Annotated in this window: 8 protein-coding genes and 2 pseudogenes; 9 read left to right on the top strand and 1 reads right to left on the bottom strand. The window is 59.7% G+C overall.

The genetic code is table 11. The annotated features are described in order from the left end of the window. The first annotated feature begins 690 nt into the window (after nucleotides 1-690). Nucleotides 691-1,767: a hypothetical protein gene (locus tag PHP59_RS10305; RefSeq protein ID WP_300166662.1), complete on the top strand. Its 1,077-nt coding sequence runs from the start codon at nucleotides 691-693 to the stop codon at nucleotides 1,765-1,767. 19 nt (nucleotides 1,768-1,786) lie between these two features. Here PHP59_RS10305 and PHP59_RS10300 read toward each other — a convergent pair whose 3' ends face one another. Further along, nucleotides 1,787-3,361: an META domain-containing protein gene (locus PHP59_RS10300; RefSeq protein WP_300166659.1), complete on the bottom strand. Its 1,575-nt coding sequence runs from the start codon at nucleotides 3,359-3,361 to the stop codon at nucleotides 1,787-1,789. Nucleotides 3,362-3,697: 336 nt separating this feature from the next. Here PHP59_RS10300 and PHP59_RS10295 point away from each other — a divergent pair, with 336 nt between their 5' ends. The 8 genes and pseudogenes from PHP59_RS10295 to PHP59_RS10260 form a co-directional block, all read left to right on the top strand. After that, nucleotides 3,698-3,832 (top strand): hypothetical protein, encoded by a 135-nt coding sequence (locus PHP59_RS10295; protein WP_300166657.1) that lies wholly within the window; start codon nucleotides 3,698-3,700, stop codon nucleotides 3,830-3,832. Between the two features lie 414 nt (nucleotides 3,833-4,246). Further along, a pseudogene (locus PHP59_RS12720) lies at nucleotides 4,247-4,399 on the top strand (ferrous iron transport protein A); the annotation flags it as partial. 64 nt (nucleotides 4,400-4,463) lie between these two features. Continuing rightward, nucleotides 4,464-4,685: a FeoA family protein gene (locus PHP59_RS10285; RefSeq protein ID WP_366943751.1), complete on the top strand. Its 222-nt coding sequence runs from the start codon at nucleotides 4,464-4,466 to the stop codon at nucleotides 4,683-4,685. A gap of 20 nt (nucleotides 4,686-4,705) precedes the next feature. Continuing rightward, nucleotides 4,706-5,314, top strand: a complete 609-nt coding sequence (locus PHP59_RS10280) for a FeoB small GTPase domain-containing protein (RefSeq protein WP_300166652.1) — start codon at nucleotides 4,706-4,708, stop codon at nucleotides 5,312-5,314. Next, entirely contained in the window at nucleotides 5,314-6,528 is a 1,215-nt protein-coding gene (locus tag PHP59_RS10275; RefSeq protein WP_300166650.1) for a nucleoside recognition domain-containing protein, read from the top strand. Before PHP59_RS10280 ends, PHP59_RS10275 begins: the two co-directional genes overlap by 1 nt. Next, complete coding sequence (locus tag PHP59_RS10270) at nucleotides 6,529-6,990, top strand: hypothetical protein (RefSeq protein WP_300166648.1); 462 nt, start codon at nucleotides 6,529-6,531, stop codon at nucleotides 6,988-6,990. It begins immediately after the preceding gene. Between the two features lie 20 nt (nucleotides 6,991-7,010). Continuing rightward, nucleotides 7,011-7,478, top strand: coding sequence for a metal-dependent transcriptional regulator (locus PHP59_RS10265; protein ID WP_300166646.1), 468 nt, complete (start codon nucleotides 7,011-7,013; stop codon nucleotides 7,476-7,478). Between the two features lie 37 nt (nucleotides 7,479-7,515). Continuing rightward, a pseudogene (locus PHP59_RS10260) lies at nucleotides 7,516-7,762 on the top strand (zinc transporter ZupT); the annotation flags it as partial.

Raw genomic sequence — 7,762 nt, 5'->3', positions numbered from 1 at the left:
CCGGATAATCCCATCGATACCTGGGCAAGCGGTGCAATCGCTATCGACGGCGGCAGTGAGTATACCCTCTCGGACACCAAGACCGGTGTGGTCTACTCCTCCGGGTACCTGGAACCGGAGCATATATTCTAAGGTCATCCGAAAAACTCTCTTTTATTTTTGTGTCGCCGTGTGTGACGTTCCGGAGACCGCTCATGATCCAATCGGTGTCTCTCCCGAATTTCCGGAAGACCCACGCGGATTTCCGTCTTCCCCGCTCTTTCGGTCGAGAGACTCCACCACGCCGGGCATGGTCACCAGAACTCGACTTTTCCAGATTTAAATGTGGGTCATTCTATGGCGGGATAGCATCGGACGGGATCCGGCCGCCGCATCTGTCCCTCCCGGCCACGCAGGTCATCGAGGGATCTGTCCGGGGCGCAACTAACTCTCCGTCCCCGGAGTACATGGTCATCGACAGGAACGGCGGCAAGGCGATACAGACCGGATCTTCCGGGCTCCGGTAAGAAATCCGAACCTTTCCCTGCTCTTTTTCTGTACACGTTCTGGTTTGAACATTCGATAATGGTTTCAGAAATCGCTTTTAATCCGGTGCCTTCATTATATGCCTTGAAACATATCTTTGAGCATGTACGCGGCACCGAAGCCTGAACACCTCCCGTCCCGGCGACCGCATGGGAAGGCGAGCGGGTGAAGGGAGTTCTCTCACTGCAGAACGCTATCGTTCTGATCAGTTATGCCGGAACCGCTGCTGTCATCGCTTTTTTCCTGTCCCACATCGGCGAGGGCTGGGGCGGTATCGACGGCCAGCGTTTTCATGCCATGGCCGGGACCATCCTTGCAGGCCTGATACCATATGTCGATTTCGTCGACCCAAAACCACCTCTGCTCTACTTCACCATTGCTCTCATGGACTATCTCGTCCCTGGCAGTGCCGCCGACGCGGTGGTGATGGCCGCCCTGAATGTGGGGTCTGCCCTCCTTCTCTGGCGGATAGGGGTCGAGGACTATGGCCGTGTCGCCGGTTATTCGGCAGGACTCCTGTACCTTGTCGGTGCTGCGTTGGTGCAGGGATATTTTCTCTTCAGCGAGCAGTTTGCGGTCTTCCTGATCCTCTGCGCCTATACCCTCGCACGCCAATCGCGTTTTGCGGGAGCGGGTCTTGCCCTCGGCCTCGCCTGCGGGTTCAAGCAGTATGCGGTCCTCGGTGCAATCCCCCTCCTGTTGTTGATGCGAGCGGAGGGTGACCGCCGCTATCATCGCTTCGTCCTCCCGGTGGCGATAGCCGCTCTCAGCCCCTTCGGCGTGCTGTATATGGCATATGGTGCTGAAACTGTGTTCGATGCCCTCTTCTGGACATGCGGAGTCGCTCCGGCCTATCTCTGCGGCTCGGATATCTCAGGAATACCGAACTATTGTTCTGAGAGTCCTATCGGCTTCGTCGTCAATCTGGTGGCAAGCATTGCGATGGTCCTGCCGACCATCCTCTTTGCCGGCGCGAGCGTTGCCCGGCGAGGGCTCAGGACACCTTCTGAAAAAGCTCTATGCCTTTTTGCCTTCCTATTTGTTCTGACTATCCTGATCCGGCAATATCTCCATTACTGGATCATGGCCCTGCCCTTCCTTGCCCTCCTTGCCTGCAGGGAGTTTGCTGACGACCGTCCGGTCAGGCAGGATCCAGATGGGATATCCAAAGGGACCAGTGTAGAGAGATGCTCTCCTCTCCCTGACCCTCACAAGGAGGAGGGTCAAGGCGAGAGGGAGTGAATCAAAAAAGTGGGGAGTTTCAGACCTTCGCATTGAAGGCAAAGATCCGCCAGCCGTTCATGTCGAGCATTTTCAACTGGTTCCCTTCGATCTCGTAGCTCCTCACGGCCTTGAGGATCGACAGGTACCTCTCCTCCTGCTCCATGATCCCCTCGGGCTCAGCGCAGATCTTCTTCGTGGACCCTGCCGGGCCGAATGTCAGGGACGACCCCGAGAGGTTGTAGGTCGCGAAGTAGTTGTTGCACCCGGCCGATCCGGTGACCTTCCCGTCTTCCCCGAAGACTGCAGTGATCTCAGTCCCTTCAATGACCCGCACCGCGATGTCTCCAAGGTGGTAGGTGTCAAGCACCCAGGTGGTGCCCACGAGGGGCAGGGCGACGGGGGCCTGTGCCTCTTTGAAGACGAGGACTGCCGTGCCGTTCTCATCCCGGAGCGAGAGCCTGTCGCCTTCGATCGTGAAGGAGGCCACTGATTCGAGGAGTGACAGGAAGGTGCTCTCCTGCTTCATGATATCCTCGTCCGTGCAGGCCATCAGTGTCGATCCTGCGGGGCCGATGGTCATCTCAGTGCCGTTCACCGTGTATGTGGCGAAGTAGCGGTTGCACCCGGCCGACCCGGCGATCCTTCCGTCCTCGTCGAAGACGGCGGTGATCTCCGAACCCGCGATGACCGAGCTGACAGCATCGCCGGTGTGGAGAGACTCAAGGGTCCAGTTCGTCCCTGTCAGGGGCTTTGGCTCAGGAGGAACGGCCTTCGCAAACATCAGGACCTTCGTGCCGTTCGCATTCATCAGGGTCAGTTCCTCTCCCTCGATCGAGAAGGAGGCAACCGTTCCAAGAAGCCTGAGGTAGGTGCTCTCCTGCTTCATGACGTCCTCGTCCGTGCAGGCCATCAGTGTCGATCCCGCCTGGCCGATGGTCATCTCAGTGCCGTTCACCGTGTACGAGGCGAAGTAGCGGTTGCACCCGGCCGACCCGGCGACCTTTCCGTCCTCGTCGAAGACGGCAGTCACTTCGGAACCGGCGATGACCGAGACGACGGCGTCGCCGTCATTGTACCACTGGAGTTCCCAGTCCGTCCCGACGAGCGGTTCGGGCTCAGGCGGCACATGCTTCTTGAAGACCAGGACAGCGGTGCCCTTCTCGTCGAAGAAGGTCAGGGTGTCGTCCTTGACTTCATAGGTCTTCACCGTGTTGAGGAGGCCGAGATACGCGCTCTCCTGCTCCATCACGCCCGGTTTCATGCAGTACATCTGCGTCGAGATCGCAGGGCCGAAGGTGATCGCCGTGCCGTCTACGCTGTACGAGGTGGAGTAGCGGTTGCACCCGGCCGAACCCCCGGCCGTGGTGTTCTCACCGAACGCAAGGGTGACCGGAGTTCCTTCGAGGGCGTTCACCATCGAACTGTTCTGTGCATACGAGACGAGGTCCCAGGCGGTGCCGTTCAGGTCGATCCCCTGGACCGTTTCATTGTCTTTGCCCCCCGGTGCCTGCCCCGTACATCCGGCGGCAAGGAGACACGCGGCGAGGACGATGGCCGTACCCGCCAGGGGCAGGGCCTTTCGCATGGTGTCCTTCATAGGTCGCATGACCATGAGTGGATCCCCTCAATACATATATGATCCCATGACTGCGAGAAAATTCGCACCTATTTGTGCTCAAAATCGTAATCTGAGGCACAATATGTGGTTTTATGATGGTTCCAACCTGCCCCGGGCGGGTGGCGTCCGACCTGCACGGGACCTGACTCATTCGTTCTCGAAGGTTACCTCACCTCCGCCCGAAGTGTTCAATGGCCTTCGAATTCCCGAATAGTCTTCGGGAAGAGTACATCAACCCCGAATACCCGACCATAGATGCAGAGACATGAACACAGCCAGGACAAGGTCCGGGAAACCAGGCAGAATGGACGCACCCGCGGAGGACGGTGCATGAGCGTTGTTGCCTCGATCAGAGGAGTGAAGAATCCCGACGAGATCCCTGAAGTTCTCAGGGTCATCTTCGGGCAGGCGTCGGGCAGGGCCGGGGATCGAACGGCCACCTCGCCAGGGGGTGAGACGATGTGAAGATCGCCGGGAATCTGTGATACTCCTTTGCTCGGGCCGCACCAGCGCCTCGTGCATGTCAGGGGAATACCATGGTAATTATCAAAAAATCCTCGGATTGTGCCGGAAGCGAGTCCCAGGGTGGTCGGGACGATAGGTCTCCGGGACCATACACCAATACCGTGTTTCACACCCTCCTTATGTTTCACGCACCTGGTGTCGGTACGGGAGGACTGATGGACCTTTTTTTGCCTGTATTTCTTTCAGACCCTTTTCTGCCTGTATTTCTTTCAGACCCTTTTCTGCACCCTTCGGATCTTTCGGAAAAATGGTCAAAATCCGAAAGATATTTCGCTCCCTGAAAAATCCCGAAGATCTTTCGGGCAGTCCTCATATGACTCGAAATATCCACACTATTGTCGAGGAACATCCTGCATGCAGCTGATTGAACTCACATCCGGTGATCGTGCACGGATCATCGATATTCATGGTCGGGACGGTTTCATCCAGCACCTCGCCCTCCGCGGTGTTCAGGTCGGCCGCACCGTCACCATGGTCTCCTCCACCTTCGGTCCCATCGTCGTCCAGAGTGGCGACGGCGAGGTCGTGCTCGGCAGGAGGATGGCGGCACAGATTATCGTTGAGAGGTTGTATGACGCAGAAGAAACTGAAAGAGATGGAATATGGCGAGAGCGGGGTTGTCATCGAGCTCCGTGGTTCCCGTCACGATTTAAACTGCCTTGGAATCAGAAAAGGAAAACGCCTGGAGATGATCACCCGGCAACCGATCAAGGGGCCGGTGGTCGTCCTTGCGGAAGGGGTAGAGGTCGCCATGGGCCTTGAGATCGCCGCCCTGGTTGTGGTCGATGCCTGAAGTTCTGGAGCGACAACACCATGAGCAAAAAGCACACGAACTCCCGGACCGTCCTGATGGTCGGGAACCCCAATGTCGGCAAGAGCGCTCTCTTCAACCGACTCACCGGTGCCGAGGCCGTCGTCTCCAATTATCCGGGCACGACCGTCGACGTTATGAGGGGCACCCTCGTCGAAGGCGGCGCGACCTATGAGATCATCGACGTGCCGGGCGCCTACTCGCTTGAACCGCGGGACGCCGCCGAAGACGTGGCCGTCCATATCCTGAAAGAACACCCCGACGCCGTCGTGCTCCTCGTCCTCGACGCCACCCGCCTGGAACGCGGGCTCTACCTGGGCTTCGAGGTGATCGAGCGGGGTGCGCCGGTTCTTGTCGTCCTCAATATGATGGACGCCGCCCGCGCGAAATCGATCGCAGTCGACGCCCGCCGCCTGCAGAACCTCCTCGGCGTCCCTGTCGTCCAGACCTCGGCCACGGTCGGAGAAGGGATCAAGGATCTGGCAGGGATGCTCAGGAAGGCGCAAACCGCCGACATCGACGCTATCGCCGCACGAGCAAACGGTTCTTCGCCCGAGACCGCCCGTATGAGCAGGTGTTCAGGCTGCGCGGGCTGCGGGGGGTGCCACTGATGGGCCTCACCGCAGACCGGCGCTGGGACCTCGTCGACCAGGTCGCACGCAAGGTCGTCTCGACCGGCGTCTCGCGCCGCGGCCTTGCCGACGCCCTCGGCGATCTCACCGTCAAACCGCTCACCGGCCTGCCGGTCGCCCTCGCCGTCCTGTACGCCTTCTGGAGCGTCTTCTGCTCGTTCGCAGGCGACCTCGTCACCGACGGCTTCATGGTCAAGTTCTTCGACAACCGCTGGCTCCCCTGGCTCCAGAGCGTCTGGCCAGACCCGAACAGCATCCATTACTTCCTCTTCGTCGGCGACCCCCTTGCTGACAACTGTTTCGAGGCCTTCGGTGTCCTGACGTCAGGGCTCTTCGTCTCCCTCGGGGTCGTCCTCCCGGCGGTGCTCGTCTTCTACCTGACCATGACCCTCCTTGAGGACTCGGGGTATCTGCCGCGGCTTGCGGTTCTCGCCGACACCTTCCTCCACAAGATCGGGCTCCACGGCTATGCAATCGTCCCGACGATCCTGGGCCTCGGGTGCAATGTCCCGGCCGTCACCGCCACCAGGGTGCTGGAGACGAAGAAGCAGCGGTTCCTGATGATGACGCTCCTTGCGATCTTCGTCCCCTGCGGGGCACAGCTCGGCATCATGCTCGCCGTCATCCCTGAATCGGTGGGTTGGGTCATCCTGTATCTTCTCATCGGTTTCGCGGTCTTCGGCTTCCTCCTCAACCGCCTGATACCGGGGGAGAACCCCGAGATCCTCATCGACGTCCCGCCGTACCGCTGGCCGACATGCGAGAATGTGGGGAAGAAACTCTGGAACCGGACAAAGAGTTTCCTCAAGGAGGCGATCCCCTTCGTCTGGCTCGGTATCCTCATCGTCAATCTCCTGTACCTCGCCGGTGTGATCCAGGCGCTCTCCGATCTCCTCGCCCCCCTCTTCGTCACCTGGTTCGGGGTGCCGAAGGAGACGGCCGGGCCTCTGATCGCCGCCTTCCTGAGAAAGGATCTGGCGGTCGCACAACTCTCCACCATCGCCATGACGCCGTACCAGATGATCACCTCGGTTGTCCTCATCTCCATCTACTTCCCCTGCGTGGCCACCTTCGTGGTCATGCTCCGTGAGGGCTGGAAACAACTCCTGGCGGCCATTGCGACCCTTGTTGTGGTCGTCTTCGCATATGGCGGGGCGATCCATGGTATCGGCATCCTCCTCGGGGTGGCATAAATGAAGAGATCATATACCATCGCATCCGTCGGTGCCGCCCTCGTCGGAGCGGCGGCACTCGTCCTCGGCCTTGCCGACGTCCTTGTCTGGGCGGGCGGCACCGGGCCGGTCGGTATCGGCATCCTTGAGATCACCGGTGACGACTTCTTCCGCTGGGTATGGGGCGGTCTGGTCGTCGCCCTCGGAGGACTATTCCTCCTCGCAGGCACCCGCTCATCCGGCGATCTCGATCGCCGCGCCACCGCCGTCCTCGGTGCGGCGATGGTCGGCCTGATCGCCGGGTGCGATATCTTCGGTATGATCTGTGGCGGCATCCCGGCGGGAGAGGAGAGCGAGGCATTCTTCAACTCGATCGAGGGTTTCGTCGCCGGCTTTATGCCGCCGTACAGCCCGGCAGTCCTCCTGCTGCCCTTTGTTCTCCTTGTCGGCTGGCTCCTCCTCAATCAGAGGCAGGAGGCCTGACCAACCATTTTTGATGGAGTATGGCCAACGTACAGGGTGTGACCACCCTCACCAGAAAAGCCGAAGACTATCTGGAGGCGATCCTGAACGTCTCCCTTGAAAAGGGCTATGCCCGGACAAAGGACGTTGCAGGCGAACTCGACGTCAGTCCCTCCAGCGTCGTGGAGATGTTCCAGAAACTCGACGCCATGGGCCTTGTGGAGTACAGGCGGTACGAAGGTGTGACCCTCAGGCCCGAGGGCGAGAGGATCGCGCGGGTGATCAAGTCACGGCATGACACCCTCAAGTCCTTCCTGATGCTTATCAAAGTGCCCGAGGGCGTCGCCGATAAAGACGCGTGTTTCATGGAACACGAACTCCATCCCGAGACCATCGAGCAGATCGGAATATTGGTCGAATACTTCGGCAAAGGGGGCTGTCCTGCAGGAACACTTGAGCACTTCTCAGCGTTCTGCACAAAGTCCCGCTTCGAGAAACGCCACCGGTGAATATTAGAACCGTGCGGGCGATCGGTTCCCTGCCTGCATGATGACCGACCCCGCCTCCGTCTGGGTGGCCTTCGGGCTGACCCTGCTCGCCGGCCTCTCGACCGGCATCGGAAGCCTTGCCGCCCTCTTCACCAGCAGGACAAACACCCGGATGCTCTCGGTCGGGCTCGGTTTCTCGGCCGGGGTGATGATCTATGTCTCTTTTGTGGAGTTCCTCCCTCTCGCGCAGGAGGGCCTCGGTGTGTGGCAGACCGCGGCCGCATTTCTCGGCGGCATGATTGCCA

The organism is Methanofollis sp., assembly GCF_028702905.1.
GTDB lineage: Archaea > Halobacteriota > Methanomicrobia > Methanomicrobiales > Methanofollaceae > Methanofollis.
This window is presented reverse-complemented; position numbering and strand designations above follow the sequence as displayed.